Origin of the sequence: Ochrobactrum sp. 19YEA23 (genome assembly GCF_029909865.1) — a bacterium.
In the GTDB taxonomy this organism is placed as follows: Bacteria; Pseudomonadota; Alphaproteobacteria; order Rhizobiales; family Rhizobiaceae; genus Brucella; species Brucella gambitense.
In genome coordinates, this window is sequence record NZ_JASAMQ010000005.1 from 24,677 (window position 1) to 40,696 (window position 16,020).

The window sequence follows — 16,020 nt, forward strand, 5'->3', positions numbered from 1 at the left end:
TCAGGCAGCCTCAAGCTCCGGTGCGTTGACCCGTTCGGCATGGACAGGCTGCTTCGCGGTGTTTCCGCCGATCCACTGCTTGAGAACCGCGGCGACGCGTTCTTCATCCATCTCGATCATCTGCTCCAGACGAAGCTTGGCAGGCATACGCATACGCTGGCGCAGATCGCTGAGGCTGGTCTTCATCTGATCGGCATAGGCTTCCGGCCCGCCGATAACGGCCTGATGACCGTCCGTGCCAGCCTGCGTGCCGACGAAATTCGGCGCTGCTATTTCACCGGCTTCGCGCACGGCGACTTCCGTGCCCGCTGGCTTGGCGGTCTGGTCACGCAGCAGCGGACGCAGGCCAAACCAGATCAGGAGACCGACGGCGGCGAGGATGGCCAGCGCATTGACGTAGCTTCCGCTCTGGCGCAGCAGCGTATCGGTCCATGGCGCCGAAACCGGCTCCATATCGGCGCCTGCCGGGTCGAGGAAGTTGACGGCGGTTACATTGATGACATCGCCGCGATCCGCATTGAGACCGGCGGCCGTTGCAACGAGATCGCGAATCTTGGTGATCTGCTGGTCAACGAAATTCGCAGGCGGCGGCGTGGTTCCGGCCGTTTGCAGCAGGCGGGCCTGATCGATGACAACGGCAATCGACAGGCGCTTGACGGAATAGCCGTCGCTGACGGTCGCAATCGTCTTGCTGTTCATTTCGTAATTGGTCAGTTCCTCACGGCGGTCGGTCTTTTCCGACGAGGTCTCGCCATTGCGGTTCTGAATTTCTTCCTGCGGAATGTTCTGTTCCACGCCGGTCGCGTTGTTATCGCGATTGTTGCGGGAATCGCCGCTTTCGCGCACCACGCGGACCGAACGTTCGACGCGCGATTCGGGATCGAAGGTCGTTTCGTTGATCTGGCGGCGGTCGGTATCGAGCGTTGCCTGCACGCTGGTCTGGAAATGGCCGAGACCAAGATAGGGCGACAGCGCCTTACGGATGCTGTCGTCGACATTACCGGCAACCTGCTGTTCCAGCGAGGCGGTCAGGAGGGCAGCGCCATTGGCGGCCTCGCCTGCGGAGGCCAGCAGACGGCCATTGGTATCAAGAACGGTGACAGACGATGCATCGAGCGACGGCACGGCGGCGGCCACGAGCTGGCGGATCGACTGCGCCGATTCGGCTGCAAAGCCGCCTTCCGCGCGAATGACCACCGAAGCGGACGGCTTCTGGTCGCCACGACGGAACGAGCCTTTTTCGGCCAGAACGATATGCACACGGGCGGCCTTCACGCCGCGAATCGCCTGAATGGTACGGGCGATCTCGCCTTCCAGCGCGCGCACACGGGTGATTTCCTGCATGAAGGAGGTGAGGCCTAGCGAGCCCATATTGTCGAACAGCTCATAACCGGCATTGTTCGAGGTCGGCAGGCCCTTTTCGGCCAGATACATGCGCGCGGTTTCGGCCTTGCCGATCGGCACCAGAATGGACGAACCATCCGACTTCACATCGAAGGGAATACCAGCTTCGCCGAGCGCCAGGCCCATGCGGTTCACGTCATCGCGCGACAGACCGACATAGAGCGTCTCATAGGATGGACGGCTGATATAGAAGCTCGTGTAGAGGATCGCACCCATCAAGGCAGCGCCCACAAGCCCGAGCGCAACAAGCTTGCGCACGCCAAGCTTGCCAAGCGTTCGCTTAAGTTGTTCGATCAATTGCTGGAAATTCTGCTGCATCGACACCACCGCCATCATGATGGATGCAAACTAGACCGCGAAGCTTGCGCGAAAGTGGCGGCTGATAAGACAAGTGCCTTTCGGTGTGAGAAGGCGCAACAACGAAGCGGGGCGCGGAATAAATCCCGCGCCCCTTTTCCGCCCAAAGGCATCCGGTCCGATCAGGTCGGTCCGGATGCGAACCCCTGATTTGCCTGAGAACTCGCGAGCGCCGGTGAACCGGCGCCCCGTATTGTCTACTCAGTTATCGATTAGCCGCGGAACAGCGACAGGATGTTCTGGTTCGACGAGTTGGCGATCGACAGAGCCTGCACGCCGAGCTGCTGCTGAACCTGGAGAGCCGACAGACGTGCCGATTCCTTGTTCATGTCAGCGTCGACGAGCGTGCCAACGCCCTTTTCGATGGAGTCCTGAAGACCCGACAGGAAGCTCTTCTGGCTGTCGATCTGCGACTTCGCTGCACCGAGCGTTGCTGCGCCGGTTGCGAGGCTTGCGAGAGCCGTTTCAACCGTGCCCAGAGCCGTCGTGATTGCAGTGTCGTCCGAGGTCGACGAGAAGAAGCCTGCGCCAACGATCGTGGCAACCATGGTCTTCGCATCGGTGTCATCAGCTGCAACGGTGATCTTGTCGACCGTAACCGTGGTGCCGGAACGGTTGTACGAAGCAACAACTTCGAGATCGTCCGTCGGGCCGTTCAGCAGGTTGGAACCAGCGTAGTTGGCGTTGCTGAGAGCCGAGTTGATGTTGGCAACCAGCGACTTCACTTCGGTTTCGATTTTGCCCTTGTCTTCTTCGCTTGCGCCAAGAGCCGAAACGAGCTTGGTCTTGATGTCGTCAACAGCTTCACGGATCTTGTTGATCGCGGAGTAAGCGGTGTCGACCTTACCAGCGCCGAGGCCGAGAGCGTCCTGAACAGCCGAGTTGGCCTTGTTGTCGGACTTCATCGACGTTGCGATGGACCAGTACGAAGCGTTGTCGGAAGCTTCACCGATACGCAGACCGGTCGAAATACGGTTCTGCGTGGTTTCCAGCGACTTGTTGGTCGAGGAAAGGGTCTGAAGAGCGGTCAGAGCTGCCGAATTTGTAAGAATGCTAGCCATTATTTTGCCCCTTGGGAAAAATCAAACTGAGGGACAGGCCGGACTTACCGGCATAGTGGAGCGGCATCATGCCTGTCTCCGCTTAAACGCGGAAACCCACCATGTGCCGATGTTTAAAACCCAAATGTAAAAGAAATACTAATTTATTCTGCCGAATTTTAACGAACACGCGGATTCTGATGCCGAATTTTACCGGGCGCTTTCGCAGCTGTACCAAATCGGGTCAGGAGAACGAGCGAATCAGGCTTCCAACCAGAATATTCCAGCCGTCGATCAGCACGAAGAACAGAATCTTGAACGGCAGCGAGATCACTGTTGGCGGCAGCATCATCATGCCCATGGACATGGTGAGCGTCGCCACGACCAGATCGATCACCAGAAACGGCAGCACGATCAGGAAGCCGATTTCAAAGCCGCGGCGCAGTTCCGAAATCATGAAGGCCGGAACCAGCACGCGGAAATCCACGATTCCGTCCTCGCCGGTGCGGAAAGACGGGTCGGCAAGGTCTTCGAACAGGCGCAGATCCTTGTCGCGCACCTGACCCATCATGAATTCGCGAAATGGCTGCGAAATTTCGGTCAAGGCGGCCTGTTGCGTTATCTCGTTACGCATCAGGGGCTGCACGCCATTGTTCCACGCGCGATCAAAGGCGGGCGCCATCACATAGAACGTCATGAACAGCGCAAGCGAGATCATCACCATGCTGGCAGGCGCGGTTTGAAGACCGAGGCCTGAACGCAGAAGCGAGAAGGCGATGGCGAAGCGCGTGAAGCTCGTCACCATGATCAAAATGCCCGGCGCGATGGACAGCACCGTCAAAAGGCCGAAAAGCTGGACGATCTGCCCGCTGGCCGCGCCGCTGCCTGCAGGCAGCAGATTTTCCAGCGTCAGCGCAGGCTGGGCCTGCTGCGCATGAGCAGCAACAGTGAATGCGAGCGTCAGGAAAACGCCGAGACCAAGGAGTTTTTTCATTCTACGACCAGTGCCGAAATAAAGACCCGGTCCACCGCGCCTTCCGAGCGCAGGCGCGCACGTTCTTCGAGATCGGCGCGCAGATACGCAAGTCCTGCCGCGCCTTGCAATTGCATGAGATTGACGCTGCGCAGGAAGCTCAGGAAATCATCGCCGACATTGGCTGCCATGGCCGCCGGGATTTCATGACCGGGCTTGGCGACCAACGAGGCCTCCAGCCGTACCCAGGTGTTCTGCGGAATGCCGAGATTGGTGACAATCGGCTTCAACGGCACGACCGCGCCGATGGAACGCGATTCGAAATCGCCCGGCTTCGGCTTGTCTTCCTTGCCCGTCGTCTTGGCGGTTGCCTGCTGGTCGGCGGAAATCATCCCGCCCAGATACCACCCGCCACCGGCGGCGATAGCTGTAAGAGCAACGACAGCCGCCAGCAGCCCCATCATGGAGCCCTTCGCCTTGCCGTCATTCTTGTCCAGTGCCGTGTCGCTCATCGATGCTCAACTTTGAAGCACATCCCGAAAACTGGGATATGCATGGAAACAAAAGGTCAGAAAGGCGAAACCTGATCGAGGATTTGCTGGCCGTAAGGCGGCTGCTGCACCTCGCTCAACCGTCCGCGACCGCCATAGGAAATGCGGGCCTCGGCGATCTTGTCGTAGGAAATGGTGTTGGAGCCGGAAATATCGCGCGGACGCACGACACCTGTGACATTCAGCACGCGCAGCTCATTGTTGACGCGCACTTCCTGCGAGCCGCGAATGATCATGTTGCCATTGGGCAAGGTGTCGGTAACGATAGCCGCAACCTGAAGGCTGATATCTTCGCTGCGCTTGATCGTGCCCTTGCCCTTGGCCGAGCTGTCCGAATGGGTGTTGATGGAACCATCCATGTCGCCGCCAGCGCCGGCACCGGTGCTGCTGCTGGTCTTGAACGAACCGCCAGCGCCATAAATGCCCTTCGACACACGCTCGCGGTCGGTCTTGTTGTCGAGATTGGCCCGATCATTGATGGAGATGATCACGGTCAGGACATCGCCCGGCTCGGCAGCGCGCGGATCTTTGAAGAAATTGGTCGAGCGCTGGTTCCACAGCGAATAATCCGGCTTGGCCGGACGCGATGGATAACCGTTATATTGCGGATTGTTCTGCATGCCGAGATTGGCGGCGACCGGCGACAGGTCCGGCGCACGACCGATTTCTTCCGGCTTCATGGCGCAACCGGCCAGAAGCGCCAGAACGGTGGCGGCGAAAATGGTCTTGTTCATGTTTCCTGTCATTGCACCGTATTCCCGGTTTGCGCCTGGGCGCGCTGGTCCTTCGCCGCTGGCGGCGGGGTCGTTGTGCGCTGCGAGCCGACGATAATGCGCGCAAGCTTCGCCGCCTTGTCTGGCGGCATTTCATTGAGGATGATGCTCGAAACGCGCGGATTGAGCTTGAGGATCAAGGCGGCTGCGGCCTCATCGCCGATCATCGCCATCTGGGCTGCCGCCGCGTCGGGCTTCATCTTGGAGATGATGTCGACCAGCGAATCCTGCGCCTTGCTGACGAAATCGTCGCGGCGCTTCAGCCACATCTCGTATTCCTTGCGCTTTTCTTCCAGCGCCTGCATCCGCTCGTCGACCTCGGCCTTGAGATCGGTGAGCTGCTTGGCCTGCAACGAATAGCGGGCATCGGCCGCCTGATTGTCGATGTTGCCGCAATATTTGCGGATTTCATCCAGATTGCCGAGATTTGCAGGCGGCATGGAGGCTGGCGTCGCAGAAGGCTGCGCATTCGCCTGCACGGCTGGCTGTGCTGCAGTTTGTGCCGCTTCCTGGGCCAATGTCGGCAAGGCGCTCGCAAAAAGGAGCGCCAGAGCCGAACCGCAGCGGATTGCCTGTTTCACCATCATGTCCGCTCTCATCCCCGGCTTCATCATTGCACCACCAGTTCCGCGTGAAGCGCGCCGGACGACTTGATCGCCTGAAGGATGGCGATGATGCCCGTCGGCTTCACACCCATCTGGTTGAGGCCCTTAACCAGATTTTCCAGATTGGCGCCGGTCAGAATCCCGATCTTGGCGTTTGGCTGGTTGACGGCGATATCGGTGTTCGGCTCCATCGCCGTCACGCCGTCGCTGAAGGGTTCAGGCTGCACGACCATCGGCGTTTCCGTCACGCGCACCGTCAGGCTGCCATGGCTGATCGCCACTTTGGAAATGCGCACCTTCGCACCGATGACCACGGTGCCGGTGCGCTCATCCACCACCACACGCGCCACTTCGTCTGTGGTGATCGGCAGGCCTTCCAGCTCCGCGAGGAAGCGAGCGGCAGGCACATTTTTCGGACGCGACAGGCGGATCGTCTTGGCATCGCGCGCCAGCGCCACGCCGCGTCCATAACGACGCTTGGCAAAAATATTGATCGTATCGGCAGTGCGCACGGCAGTCGTGAAATCGGGATCGCGCAGCTCGACGATCATCTCGCTGTCCTTGCCGAAGTTTCCGGCAACCTCGCGCTCGACGAGCGCGCCGTTTGGAATGCGGCCCGATGTCGGTACGCCCTGCGTGACGGTGGCGGCGTCGCCTTCGGCGGTAAAGCCGGAGACGATCATATTACCCTGCGCGACAGCGTAGATCTGATTGTCCGCGCCCATCAGCTGCGTCATGACCAGCGTGCCGCCCTGCAATGAGGTGGAATCGCCAATGGACGAAACCGTCACATCAATACGCGAGCCGGAACCGGCAAAGGCGGGCAGGTTGGCGGTTACAATGACCGCAGCCGTATTCTTCGAACGCGTGGAGTTGCGCGGCGCATTGATGCCGAGATTATCGAGCATGGCGCGCATGGACTGTTCGGTGAAAGGCGAATTGCGCAGGCTGTCGCCCGTACCCTTGAGGCCGATCACCAGACCGTACCCGACAAGCTGATTTTCACGCACGCCCTGAATGGTCGCGATATCCTTGAGGCGCGCCACAGCGCTGCCACGGCCAAGCTCCGCATAGGCCATCTTGGACGGATCGCCGCCTGCGCCAAGCCAATCGGCATCCGCTTCCACGGCGGTGCCGAAATCCTTCACGTTCTTGGCCGCCTCATCCGCCAGAACCGCAACGGGTTGAAGCGCGAGAGCCAGAATGGCGATCAGCGTAGCCCAGGTTTTTCTCACCGCATCCCCACTTGAATACGGCCATCAGCCAGCACCGTGCCGGGCACGATGACGCCGCTGTCGCTGTTGCGTACCTTGATGAAATCGCCTGCCGCCCCGGATTCCAGCGGAATACCGACGGCAGTGATAGTCATGACACCGGAATCAAACACCATCGTCACCGGCACGCCGCGCTTGACCAGCGACGGCTCTGAAAGAGCGGCAACGAGGATCGGCTTGCCGGCGATCAGCGTCTTGCGCGCGACCTTGCCGTCTGCCTGATCCACCGACAGCACATATTGCTGTGCGGCGGGCGCGCTGATGTAGAACTTCTTCTCGACCAGCGCGACATTGCTAACGACCTGTCCGGGATAAACGGTCGCCGAAGGCACGACGAAAGCGATGCGGTCGGTGGCGGAAGCTCCCGAAATCGCAGCAGCTGCAAGACCGGCCGCTCCGGCAACCGCCAGTGCGGCGCGTCTGAACCAGGCCCGGGCTTTGATGTCACTTCCTTTGGCGCGTTTCATGGCGATCACCGTTAGCGCATGTTCTTCGATACGGTCGCCGCCATTTCGTCGGCGGCCTGAATGACCTTGGAATTCATTTCATAGGCGCGCTGCGCCGTAATCAGATCGGTGATTTCCTTCACCGGATCGACATTCGATGCTTCCAGATAGCCCTGCTTGATCGAACCAAAACCCGGATCGCCCGGATCGCCCACCAGCGGTCCGCCGGAGGCTTCCGTTTCGCGATAAAGATTGTCGCCTAGCGGTTCGAGACCGGCTTCATTGGTGAAGTTCGCGAGCTGAAGCTGGCCGATCTGGTTGATCTGGATACCGTTCTGCTCCTGCACCTTCGCGAAGACCTGTCCGGTGTCGCTGACGGTCACTTCGAGCGCATTTTCCGGAACTACGATGCCCGGCTGCACGATATTGCCGTCGAGCGTCACCATCTGGCCGTCTGCATTCTTGTTGAATGCGCCAGCGCGGGTATAGAGCGTTTCGCCCGTCGGGCTCTGGATCTGGAACCAGCCCTGACCAGTCAGTGCCAGATCGAACGGATTTCCGGTCTGGTTGAAGCTTCCCTGAATATGCAGGTTGCGCACGGCTGCCGTCTGGACGCCGAGGCCGACCAGCGCGCCTTCGGGCACAATGCTCTCATTGGCCTGATTGGGGATGCCTGCCGTGCGCTCGGATTGGTAGAGCAGATCCGAAAATTCGGCACGCGCGCGCTTGAAGCCCGTTGTATTGATATTGGCTATATTGTTGGCGATCACTTCCAGATTGAGCTGCTGGGCGTTCATGCCGGTTGCGGCAATCGTCAGGGCTTTCATGGCGCGTCCTTGATCTGCTGAGCGTATGCGGGATGAAGCGGTTCAGTTAAAACGGTATCGTCGAAGCCGTTCTAACCATTTGTTTTTACGCATTATCCGACGCAAAACCGCTTCGCACTTTTGCTGGAAATGCTTTAAATCGACATACGGCTGATCTCGAGATAGGCCTGCACGATCTTGTCGCGGATCGCGATTGCAGTCTGAAGCGACTGCTCTGCTTCCATGACCGAGCTGACAACCTCGTTCACCGGCGCATTGCCCTTGATGCCCTGAATGGAGGTGGCTTCCGCCGCCTGCAATTTCTGGCCGACCGAATCCGTCATCTGCGACAGTACATCGCCGAAGGACGCGCCAGGCGCTGTCGGAACAGCCTGTGGCGCAGTCGTGGAAGCGGCAGAACCGACGCCATTCTCGGCGACGGTTTCGGAAAGGCGCGACAGGGCATTGCGCGCCGAAATGCTCATGATCGAGTCGTACATTATGTGCTCCTCAGGAGATCGATGGTCATCGAGATCAGCTCACGCGCCTGCTTGACGACCTGCAAATTGGCTTCATAAGAACGGTTGGCTTCACGCATGTCCGCCATTTCGACGACCATGTTGACGTTCGGGTAACGGACATAGCCGCGCTCGTCGGCGGCGGGATGGCTCGGATCGTATTGTTCGACGAAGGGCGAGGTATCCTTGCCCACTTCCGCAACGCGCACTTCTGCAGCGCCCGTGCCATGTTCCAGCTCGGTGCGGAAAGAAACCGTCTTGCGGCGATAGGGATCGTCGGTCGCCGTCTTGCCCGTCGACTGGGCATTGGCGATGTTTTCCGAAACGATGCGCAGACGTGTCGACTGGGCCGAAAGGCCCGAGGCTGCGATCTTCAGGGAATTCTGCAGAGCGTCGGAAGACATGGATTATCCCTTCGCGACCGACAGCATCATGCGATGGAACGCTTTGACGATGCTGGTGTTGAGCGAATATTCGCGGGAAATCTCGCCTGCCTTCATCATTTCCTGCTCGACATCGACGGTATTGCCCGAATGGGTTTCCTCGGTGATGTCGTCGGGGCGCAGGCGTGCGCCCGCGATGCCGTTTGCTTCGGCTTCAAGATGCTGCGGACTGGTCGCAGCCATGGTGAGCTGCGTCTTGTCCAGCACATCGGCGAAGGGCTGAACGTCGCGCGCCTTGAAATCCGGCGTGTTCGCATTGGCGACATTGCCAGCGACAGTCGCCTGCCGAACCGACAGCCACTGCACTTGCCTTGCGGCCAGATCGAAAAGATGAATGGAGCTCATGGAGTTTCCCGCCTTTACCGTTCGTTAATTTACGGGGCGGAACTTGCGTCAAGCTTGCGGAGGTTAAGGGAGTCGGGGAATAGGGCAGTAAGGGAATATGTTTTTTAGGAACGCTATGTCGGTGTGTGAGGAAGAGCACTGATAGCGCAAGACAAACATACTCCCCTATTCCCTTACTGCCCTACTCCCTACCTCCGCATCTCAATCACGTCGCCAGACGTCGTGGTCAATTGCCAGGTTCCCGAGCCCTGACCGATGGAAACAAGGCGGCTGCCATCCGGCAGCAGCGATCCCTTTTCCACGAACCAGTAGCCAGACGTATCCTCGATCATCGCCATGCCGCCGACGACTTCGCGCAGCGCGAAAACCGGCTTCGGGAAAGCCTGTCCGTCGCCGCCGCCTTCGCCGTCATTGCCAGCCCCTGTCCCCGGCAGACCCTTGCCGTTGGACATGACCGAACCGGTCATGGTGTTGTCGATATCCGCACTGGGGGCAACGCGATCCGAGGGGCGAAAGGACGGAAAGCGGCGCACCGTCTTCTGTTCCGAACGGTCCAGTGGATCGATGATCTTGCGCTCCGCCTTTTCGGCAGGCGCAAGCTCGATGCGCTGGAGATAGGTGATGAAAGGCAGCATGGCGCAACCGGCAGCCAGCGTAACCGCCGCAATCTTGAGATAACGGTCGACCTTGCTATGCGGTCTCTTGCCTCCCTCTTGCGCGGCGACGGTTTCCACTTCCGCTTCCAGATCGGCCAGAATCTTTTCTTCGGCGTTTTTGCGTCGGTTCTTGTTGCCCGTCATCATGGATTGGATGCCTGTTTTTCCCCGCGCAACGCGGCGGCGAGTTTCTGATAGGGATCGTCTGAACGCGGTGTCTCGGGGGATTGCTGCAAGGCATCATAGATGCGCGGAACGAGATCCACCGCCTGATCGAGAATCCCGTCATGTCCCTTTTGATACGCACCAATGGCGCGCAGATCGCGCGTTTCCTCGAAGCGGGCCACCATGCTGCGAAGCTGGCTGACAAGCTTGCGCTGTTCGGCCGTCCAGTTGTGCTTGGCGAGACGCGAAACCGAGCCCGGCACATCAACCGCCGGAAAGCGTCCCAGCGCTGCAATCGTACGGTCGAGCACAATATGGCCGTCCAGCGTGCCACGTATCGTATCGGATACCGGATCATTATGGTCGTCGCCATCGACGAGCACCGAATAGATGCCGGTAATACTGCCGCCTGAATCGGCGCTGCCCGGCCCTGCACGCTCCAGAAGTCGCGGCAGCTGGCTGAACACGCTCGGCGGATAACCGCGCGAAACTGGCGGCTCTTCCGCTGCAATCGCCACCTCGCGCGCCGCATGGGCAAAGCGTGTGACGGAATCGACAATCAGCAGGACATTCTGGCCGAGATCGCGGAAATATTCCGCGATGGCCGTCGCCGTATTGGGTGCGAGGCGGCGCATCATCGGGCTTTCATCGCCGGTTGCCACGACGGTGACGGTCTTGTCGAGATGGCCAGCCATGGTTTCTTCCAGCATCTCGCGCACTTCGCGTCCGCGCTCGCCGGTCAGCGCCAGCACCACCGTGTCGAAATCGGCAGCACGCGTCATCATGGCCAACAGCGTGGATTTTCCGACGCCGGAACCGGCAAAAATGCCGATACGCTGGCCGAAGCAAAGCGGCGTGAAAATGTCGATCACGTCGACGCCGGTGCGAAGCCCGCGATCCACACGGCCCCGGCGCAGCGCGGCCGGCGCCAGATTTTCCGACGCCATCGGACGCGGACCGGGCAGAAGCGCGCCCCTGCCGTCAATCGGCTGCCCCAGCGCATTGATCACCCGCCCGCGCCATTCGAGCGCCGGACGGATGCTGAGCTGACCTTCCTCGAAAACCGCAGCCCCCAATGAGGGAATGATCCGGTCATCGAAGGGTTTTACGAGAACCTGCGTATCCGCAACGCGGATGATTTCCGCAAGACTGGTGCCGCCCGCAGCCCGAATTGCTACCGCATCGCCAAGTCGCGCATCGCGTGACAGCCCGCGCACGGCGATAGCCGAGCGTGACACATCGCTGACCGTGCCGCCGATGCCGGATAAGGGCTTCGGTTCCACGGCCTGTTGACGGGTAAAGGCGGCAAGCCGCGCGAGCGGTAGATCTGGCGTCATCCGTTTTTGGAGCCCAGCGTCTTGATGGCGTCAGACACGGTCGCTTCCTGCTGGGTCAAAAGATTATTGACCTGCTCAAAGGCGCGGCTGACGCTGATGAGACGCGTCATCTCCGTCATGGCGTCGACATTCGAGCCTTCGATCATGCCCTGCACGACGCCAACGCTGTTATCGTCGAAAACCGGCGTTGCAGCCTTGTTGGGAATCACGCCGGAATTGCCCGCATATTTCAGCTCTGCATCGGCAGGAATGGAATAAAGACCAAGAGAACCGATCTGCGCGCCATTCTGATAGACCGCTCCATCGGCGGAAATCTTGGGCGCGCCGCCATCCGGATTGAGCATCATCGGCGCACCGCCGACATCAAGCACCGAATAGCCCATCATAGAAACCAGCTCGCCGGTCGCCAGCATCTTCATGCGCCCGTCGCGGGTATAAATCTGGCCCTGCGGTGTGTTGAGCGACAGCCACGCATCACCCTTGACGGCAATGTCGAGCGGGTTGTCCGTCTTGACCAACGGGCCGGGTTCCGTGCGGATATAGCTCTTGCCCGCGCTGGCAAAGCTCACATCGTCGCTTGCCTTTTTCGAGACAATCGAATCGAACTTGGTGCCCTCACCCCGGAAACCGACGGTGGAAACGTTGGCGACATTCTGGGCAATCGAATCCATTCGCCGTTCAAGGGTAATGAGCGAGGAAAGCCCGACATAGATCGAATTATTCTGCATGGATCAGCGACCGCCCGGCTTGAAGCTCTGCAAGGTGGTGAGAATATCGGTCGATATGCCGACCGACGACGCGCTGCCGAGCAGCAACGAGGCGATGGACGCCGGGCTGCTCGCGGTCGGATTGTTCATTTCATACATGGCCGTGAAGCGCGAAATGAGTTTCGACACGTAATCAGGATCAGACATTTTGGAAAAGTCGATCTTGGCCTCAAGCATCTTCGCCTGCTTGTCGACATCAGCATTCGACATGGTCGCAGGCCAGTTGAAAATCGTCTGCACGGTGGTCAGCAAAGCCTTGTCGCCGAGGATTTCATAGGCATTGGTGATGTTCGAAGCCTTGCGCTCGAAATAGAGCGCCAGACGCACGCCTTCGTTCTGCCCGCCCGCTTCGGTCTCAAGGGTCTGGCGCAGATATTTGTCCACAACACCTTGCTGTACATCGGTGCTTTGGGTCGCCTCGGCGCCCTTGCCCGCAAAGTCGAAAACCGTCGCGAATTCCTTGTACCGCTTGTCGGTCAGCTTGTTGGCCATGGCGTCATCGCTGGTGACGCCTTCTGTCAGTATCTTGCGCACGAAGGCCTTGGCATAGGCCATGTCTTCCAGACCGAACGCCTTCATCGCATAATTATAGAGGCGGGTGTCGGACATGAAATCGTCGATTGATTTCACATTGCCGATGTTTTCCTGGAAATAGGCCGTTTCCCGCGACACTACCGGTTCTTTCGAAACGCGCTGCAAAGACCGCGTCATATCCGACGCGATCAGGCGATAGCTCGTCATCGTATCGACCATATGCATGACCCCCTGCTGATAGTTCCATCCTTTATGCGAGACCAAGCTTGTCCGAAGCTGATGAAGCTCGGTGGCCGTCGGGCGATCATCGGCAAGTTTCGCGCAAGCCGCGCTGCCTATGTTTGATTCAACGAACTATTCTGCGGGAGTCTCGGGCTTTGGGCATTATCATTGGTCTCGCCATCACACTGGGCTGTATGCTGGGCGGTTTTATCGCCATGGGCGGACATGTCAGCGTGCTGATCCAGCCATGGGAATTCGTCATCATTCTGGGCGCGGCGCTCGGCACGTTCTTCGTTGCCAATCCGTTTTCGCTGGTGAAGGATACCGGCCGCGCCTGCATGGAAGCGTTCAGCAACGCCGTGCCCAAGCAGCGCGACTATCTCGACCTTCTGGGCCTGCTCTACAGCCTGATGCGCGAACTGCGCGCCAAGTCGCGCAATGAAGTCGAAGTCCATATCGACAATCCCAAGGAATCGCCGATCTTTCAGGCCTATCCGAGTGTTCTGAAAAACGAAGATCTCACCCACTTCATCTGCGATTATTGCCGCCTCATCATTGTCGGCAATGTGCGTTCGCACGAAATCGAAGCGCTGATGGACGAGGAAATCCACACCATCGCCCGCGACAAGCTAAAGCCCTATCAGGCCATGGTCACGATCTCGGAAGCCCTGCCAGCGCTTGGCATCGTTGCCGCTGTTCTCGGCGTTATCAAGGCCATGGGGGCGCTGGACCAGTCGCCGGAAGTGCTCGGTCACCTGATCGGTGCGGCCCTTGTCGGCACCTTCGCCGGTATCTTCTTTTCCTACGGTGTTGTCGGCCCCATCGCGACGAAGATCAAATCGACCCGCGAGAAGAAGAACCGTCTTTATGTCGTCGTCAAGCAGACGCTGCTTGCCTATATGAACGGCTCGCTGCCGCAGATCGCCGTGGAATACGGACGCAAGACCATCTCCGCTTACGACCGCCCGACCATCGATGTGGTCGAGCAGGAAACCATGGCGAGCGCGCCGACACAGCAGGCCGCATAAGATGACAACGTCCGAAACGGCCCCCGAATCGACCCTTGAAGCGACCACGTCGGAACAACACCGCAAGAATGACGTGCTGGCCGACAATCTGCTGCGCGCAGCCGGATTGTCCGGCGACGATCTGAAGTCGCTTGCCCATGTGTTCAAGGATGCCTCCACGCATTTCTGCGAGCGGTTGAAGCATGGTTGCGCGGCCGCTTTCGAGGTTGAAACCGGTGCGGTGGAAAGCGCGGACGACGCGGCTTTCTCCGCCATTCTCGACAGCGCAGCCATCATTGCGCCGCTCAAGGTGGAGCGCTGGGGCTCGACGCTTTATCTGACCGTCGACGCGCCGCTGGTCTTCTCGATCATCGAAGCCATGTATGGCGCGCAGGGTAATCTCGGCAATGTTGATGTCGAACGCCCGTTCGGCATGGTCGAACACAAGATTTCCGCCCTTCTCGCCGGTCATCTCGCCGGTGCGCTGGATCAGGTGTTCAATACGGGCGCCCTGTCGGGCTGGGTGGGTAGCGCGCAGTCGATGTTCGCCGCCGGTGAATGCGTCGACATCGCCGAATTCGACCGCACCAATTTCGAACGCTCGCGTCTTTTCGCCTGCCGGATCGATGTGACGGCTGCGGGCAAGACCGGCCAGGTGCATCTTCTGCTGCCACGCAGCACCCACAAGCCGATGCAGGATGCCGTCGCCGCTTTTCTGCGCCGCCCCATGAATCAGGCCGATCCGACCTGGGCCAAGAAACTGCGCAATGAAGTCAGCCGCGCCCGCATCGAGCTTGAAGCCTTCATTCAGCAAGGTTCGATGACGCTGGACGCGCTGTCCAAACTGGAAATCGGACAGGTATTGAAGCTGCCTGCCGACGCCATGGAGCAGGTGCGTCTGCGCGCTGGCAACCAGCAGCTTTTCAAATGCTCACTCGGCAAGTCGGGCATTCATTTCACAGTCAAGGTCGGCGACCCGGTCAATCAGGAAGAGGATTTCATCGATGAGCTTGTTGCTGGCTAATATTCTTTCCACGCTGATGGCTCTTGCTTCGCTGGGCGCGCTGATCGTTGTCGGTCGCAAGGCCAACGAAACGATCAAGCTCGGCAAGGTGCTGGCGCTGCGCGTCGCGGCTGCCTCCAATGGTCTGGAACGCGCCGTGAAGGCGATCCAGAGCGAGCGCACCGATCTTGTCGATGAGAATGTGAAGCTGGAAGCACGCCTTGGCGAAACGCAGCGCGTGCGCCGCGAGATGGAAGAAGCCATCGAAGAGCTGAACCGCTTGCGCAAGGCGCTGACCCGCGACATGCGCGAAGCGCGCACTGTCGCCGACAGTGCCGTTCGCACCCGCGAACCAGTCGTCGAGCAAAAAGAAAAGAATGCGCTGCCGGTGTTCGTGCATCGCGCGGTCCGCAAGGCAACCGTTGAAATTGCGGGGCAGGCATGAGCGCTGACAACAAGGACAAGAACATGCAGCAGGAACTGGACGAAGCCATCGAGGAACTGCGCGAAGAGAAGCCGCGCAGTGCACAGAAAGGTGCTTCCAAGCCCAATCTCGAACTCATCATGGGCATTCCCGTTGATGTGCAGGTGGTTCTCGGCGGTACGACCATGCCGGTGGCCAATCTGATGAAGCTCGGTCGCGGCGCGGTGATCACCCTCGACAAGCAGATCGGTGATCCGGTCGATATCGTCGTGAACGGTCGCGTGATCGCACGCGGTGAAGTCATCGTGCTCGAAGACGATTCTTCGCGTTTCGGCGTCAGCCTCACCGAAATCATCGGCAAGTAACGGAA

Annotated in this window: 20 protein-coding genes; 4 read left to right on the forward strand and 16 right to left on the reverse strand. The window is 59.4% G+C overall.

What is annotated here, in order from left to right:
• From fliF to QBD01_RS14105, 16 genes are all read right to left on the reverse strand, one after another.
• Complete coding sequence (gene fliF, locus QBD01_RS14030; protein WP_280993565.1) at positions 1-1,737, reverse strand: flagellar basal-body MS-ring/collar protein FliF; 1,737 nt, start codon at positions 1,735-1,737, stop codon at positions 1-3.
• A gap of 236 nt (positions 1,738-1,973) precedes the next feature.
• Entirely contained in the window at positions 1,974-2,822 is an 849-nt protein-coding gene (locus tag QBD01_RS14035; RefSeq protein WP_280993319.1) for a flagellin, read from the reverse strand.
• A 223-nt stretch (positions 2,823-3,045) separates the two neighbouring features.
• Positions 3,046-3,795 (reverse strand): flagellar type III secretion system pore protein FliP, encoded by a 750-nt coding sequence (fliP, locus tag QBD01_RS14040; RefSeq protein ID WP_280993320.1) that lies wholly within the window; start codon positions 3,793-3,795, stop codon positions 3,046-3,048.
• Positions 3,792-4,286 carry a flagellar basal body-associated protein FliL gene (fliL, locus tag QBD01_RS14045; protein ID WP_078340865.1) on the reverse strand — a complete coding sequence of 165 codons (495 nt, stop codon included), beginning with the start codon at positions 4,284-4,286 and terminating at the stop codon, positions 3,792-3,794. The genes fliP and fliL overlap by 4 nt, the downstream gene beginning before the upstream one ends.
• Before the next feature lie 56 nt (positions 4,287-4,342).
• Positions 4,343-5,071, reverse strand: coding sequence for a flagellar basal body L-ring protein FlgH (flgH, locus tag QBD01_RS14050; RefSeq protein WP_280993321.1), 729 nt, complete (start codon positions 5,069-5,071; stop codon positions 4,343-4,345).
• Positions 5,068-5,538, reverse strand: a complete 471-nt coding sequence (locus QBD01_RS14055) for a MotE family protein (RefSeq protein ID WP_280993566.1) — start codon at positions 5,536-5,538, stop codon at positions 5,068-5,070. The genes flgH and QBD01_RS14055 overlap by 4 nt, the downstream gene beginning before the upstream one ends.
• 170 nt (positions 5,539-5,708) lie before the next feature.
• Complete coding sequence (locus QBD01_RS14060) at positions 5,709-6,938, reverse strand: flagellar basal body P-ring protein FlgI (RefSeq protein ID WP_280993322.1); 1,230 nt, start codon at positions 6,936-6,938, stop codon at positions 5,709-5,711.
• Positions 6,935-7,444, reverse strand: coding sequence for a flagellar basal body P-ring formation chaperone FlgA (gene flgA, locus QBD01_RS14065; protein ID WP_280993323.1), 510 nt, complete (start codon positions 7,442-7,444; stop codon positions 6,935-6,937). The genes QBD01_RS14060 and flgA overlap by 4 nt, the downstream gene beginning before the upstream one ends.
• A gap of 11 nt (positions 7,445-7,455) precedes the next feature.
• Positions 7,456-8,250 (reverse strand): flagellar basal-body rod protein FlgG, encoded by a 795-nt coding sequence (gene flgG, locus QBD01_RS14070; RefSeq protein ID WP_182523074.1) that lies wholly within the window; start codon positions 8,248-8,250, stop codon positions 7,456-7,458.
• Between the two features lie 134 nt (positions 8,251-8,384).
• Entirely contained in the window at positions 8,385-8,729 is a 345-nt protein-coding gene (locus QBD01_RS14075; protein WP_078340861.1) for a flagellar hook-basal body complex protein FliE, read from the reverse strand.
• Positions 8,729-9,151, reverse strand: coding sequence for a flagellar basal body rod protein FlgC (flgC, locus tag QBD01_RS14080; RefSeq protein WP_078340860.1), 423 nt, complete (start codon positions 9,149-9,151; stop codon positions 8,729-8,731). Before flgC ends, QBD01_RS14075 begins: the two co-directional genes overlap by 1 nt.
• A gap of 3 nt (positions 9,152-9,154) precedes the next feature.
• The gene (gene flgB, locus QBD01_RS14085) at positions 9,155-9,535 is read right to left on the reverse strand and encodes a flagellar basal body rod protein FlgB (protein WP_078340859.1); all 381 of its coding nucleotides are present in this window, start codon (positions 9,533-9,535) and stop codon (positions 9,155-9,157) included.
• A 188-nt stretch (positions 9,536-9,723) separates the two neighbouring features.
• Complete coding sequence (locus QBD01_RS14090; protein ID WP_280993324.1) at positions 9,724-10,338, reverse strand: hypothetical protein; 615 nt, start codon at positions 10,336-10,338, stop codon at positions 9,724-9,726.
• Entirely contained in the window at positions 10,335-11,693 is a 1,359-nt protein-coding gene (gene fliI / locus QBD01_RS14095) for a flagellar protein export ATPase FliI (protein WP_280993325.1), read from the reverse strand. The genes QBD01_RS14090 and fliI overlap by 4 nt, the downstream gene beginning before the upstream one ends.
• Complete coding sequence (flgF, locus tag QBD01_RS14100) at positions 11,690-12,421, reverse strand: flagellar basal-body rod protein FlgF (RefSeq protein ID WP_182523077.1); 732 nt, start codon at positions 12,419-12,421, stop codon at positions 11,690-11,692. The genes fliI and flgF overlap by 4 nt, the downstream gene beginning before the upstream one ends.
• Before the next feature lie 3 nt (positions 12,422-12,424).
• Positions 12,425-13,213: a DUF1217 domain-containing protein gene (locus QBD01_RS14105; protein ID WP_280993567.1), complete on the reverse strand. Its 789-nt coding sequence runs from the start codon at positions 13,211-13,213 to the stop codon at positions 12,425-12,427.
• A 158-nt stretch (positions 13,214-13,371) separates the two neighbouring features.
• On the opposite strand from QBD01_RS14105, the gene motA reads away from it, so the two are divergent.
• Genes motA through fliN form a run of 4 tightly spaced genes read left to right on the forward strand, consistent with a single transcriptional unit; the run spans position 13,372 to position 16,015 of the window.
• Positions 13,372-14,244 (forward strand): flagellar motor stator protein MotA, encoded by an 873-nt coding sequence (gene motA, locus QBD01_RS14110; RefSeq protein ID WP_109367899.1) that lies wholly within the window; start codon positions 13,372-13,374, stop codon positions 14,242-14,244.
• Position 14,245: 1 nt separating this feature from the next.
• Positions 14,246-15,247, forward strand: coding sequence for a FliM/FliN family flagellar motor switch protein (locus QBD01_RS14115; protein WP_182523079.1), 1,002 nt, complete (start codon positions 14,246-14,248; stop codon positions 15,245-15,247).
• The gene (locus QBD01_RS14120; protein WP_280993326.1) at positions 15,228-15,671 is read left to right on the forward strand and encodes a BAB2_0123 family type IV secretion system effector; all 444 of its coding nucleotides are present in this window, start codon (positions 15,228-15,230) and stop codon (positions 15,669-15,671) included. Before QBD01_RS14115 ends, QBD01_RS14120 begins: the two co-directional genes overlap by 20 nt.
• The gene (gene fliN, locus QBD01_RS14125; RefSeq protein WP_109367901.1) at positions 15,668-16,015 is read left to right on the forward strand and encodes a flagellar motor switch protein FliN; all 348 of its coding nucleotides are present in this window, start codon (positions 15,668-15,670) and stop codon (positions 16,013-16,015) included. Before QBD01_RS14120 ends, fliN begins: the two co-directional genes overlap by 4 nt.
• The last annotated feature ends 5 nt before the right edge of the window (positions 16,016-16,020 follow it).

Bases quoted from the DNA above. Each gene is read 5' to 3' on its own strand.
- fliF (WP_280993565.1), bottom strand. From the start codon at position 1,737: ATGGCGGTGGTGTCGATGCAGCAGAATTTCCAGCAATTGATCGAACAA.
- QBD01_RS14035 (WP_280993319.1), bottom strand. From the start codon at position 2,822: ATGGCTAGCATTCTTACAAATTCGGCAGCTCTGACCGCTCTTCAGACC.
- fliP (WP_280993320.1), bottom strand. From the start codon at position 3,795: ATGAAAAAACTCCTTGGTCTCGGCGTTTTCCTGACGCTCGCATTCACT.
- fliL (WP_078340865.1), bottom strand. From the start codon at position 4,286: ATGAGCGACACGGCACTGGACAAGAATGACGGCAAGGCGAAGGGCTCC.
- flgH (WP_280993321.1), bottom strand. From the start codon at position 5,071: ATGACAGGAAACATGAACAAGACCATTTTCGCCGCCACCGTTCTGGCG.
- QBD01_RS14055 (WP_280993566.1), bottom strand. From the start codon at position 5,538: ATGCCGCCTGCAAATCTCGGCAATCTGGATGAAATCCGCAAATATTGC.
- flgA (WP_280993323.1), bottom strand. From the start codon at position 7,444: ATGAAACGCGCCAAAGGAAGTGACATCAAAGCCCGGGCCTGGTTCAGA.
- flgG (WP_182523074.1), bottom strand. From the start codon at position 8,250: ATGAAAGCCCTGACGATTGCCGCAACCGGCATGAACGCCCAGCAGCTC.
- QBD01_RS14075 (WP_078340861.1), bottom strand. From the start codon at position 8,729: ATGTACGACTCGATCATGAGCATTTCGGCGCGCAATGCCCTGTCGCGC.
- flgC (WP_078340860.1), bottom strand. From the start codon at position 9,151: ATGTCTTCCGACGCTCTGCAGAATTCCCTGAAGATCGCAGCCTCGGGC.
- flgB (WP_078340859.1), bottom strand. From the start codon at position 9,535: ATGAGCTCCATTCATCTTTTCGATCTGGCCGCAAGGCAAGTGCAGTGG.
- QBD01_RS14090 (WP_280993324.1), bottom strand. From the start codon at position 10,338: ATGATGACGGGCAACAAGAACCGACGCAAAAACGCCGAAGAAAAGATT.
- fliI (WP_280993325.1), bottom strand. From the start codon at position 11,693: ATGACGCCAGATCTACCGCTCGCGCGGCTTGCCGCCTTTACCCGTCAA.
- flgF (WP_182523077.1), bottom strand. From the start codon at position 12,421: ATGCAGAATAATTCGATCTATGTCGGGCTTTCCTCGCTCATTACCCTT.
- QBD01_RS14105 (WP_280993567.1), bottom strand. From the start codon at position 13,213: ATGGTCGATACGATGACGAGCTATCGCCTGATCGCGTCGGATATGACG.
- QBD01_RS14115 (WP_182523079.1), top strand. From the start codon at position 14,246: ATGACAACGTCCGAAACGGCCCCCGAATCGACCCTTGAAGCGACCACG.
- QBD01_RS14120 (WP_280993326.1), top strand. From the start codon at position 15,228: ATGAGCTTGTTGCTGGCTAATATTCTTTCCACGCTGATGGCTCTTGCT.
- fliN (WP_109367901.1), top strand. From the start codon at position 15,668: ATGAGCGCTGACAACAAGGACAAGAACATGCAGCAGGAACTGGACGAA.